The following is a 641-nucleotide window of genomic DNA, read 5'->3' as shown; positions in this document are numbered from 1 at the left end:
TCAGCCACGCGTGTGCGTCGTACTCTTCGTCGCGTGCCAGCATCGCCCAGATCTGGCGCGCATGCTTGTTGGCGATGGCCACCAATAGCTTGCCAAAGGGCAGGCGCTGAGCCAGATCGCGGATCCACAGTTGCTCGGGCGTTGCCCGCTCCGGCACGACTGCCTGGGCGCGCTGCAAGCTGCTGCGTGCACCTTGGATCAGCAAGGTTCGCAGGTAGCCATCACCCTTGCAGCTGATCTCGCCTAGCACGGCGCGCCCTCCGCTGGAATGCTGGGTCGGAACCAGTCCCAACCATGCCGACAGCTGTCGACCGTTCTTGAACTCCCTGGCATTGCCGACGCTGGCGACCATGGCATCCGCCGTCAACGCACCAACACCTGTCAACCGCTGCACCCGGACGCAGCATGGGTCGGCTTTGGCCTGGGTGGCGATATGCCGGTCGCACTCGGTCAGGCGCTCGCGCAGCTGCCGCCAGTGCGCGGCATGCTGGTCGAGCAATTCCAGCAGCATCGGTGGCAGGTCGGCGCGGATCACGTCATCACCCAGCGCCCGCAGCAAGGCAGCCTCGCTGCGAGCCATGACCACGCCGAACTCGGCCAACAGGCCACGGAGTCGATTGCTCGTGGCCAAGGCTTCGGCC

General features: G+C 66.0%; 1 protein-coding gene. It reads right to left on the bottom strand.

Going from position 1 to position 641, the window contains the following annotated elements:
* The coding region (locus QZH66_RS17915; RefSeq protein WP_305807160.1) for an IS110 family transposase at window positions 1-641 on the bottom strand (641 nt) is incomplete at both ends.

It is taken from the genome of Stenotrophomonas sp. YIM B06876, from assembly GCF_030711595.1.
In the GTDB taxonomy this organism is placed as follows: domain Bacteria; phylum Pseudomonadota; class Gammaproteobacteria; order Xanthomonadales; family Xanthomonadaceae; genus Stenotrophomonas.
Note: the sequence above shows the minus strand (reverse complement) of the source record. Positions and strands in the feature narration are given on the sequence as shown.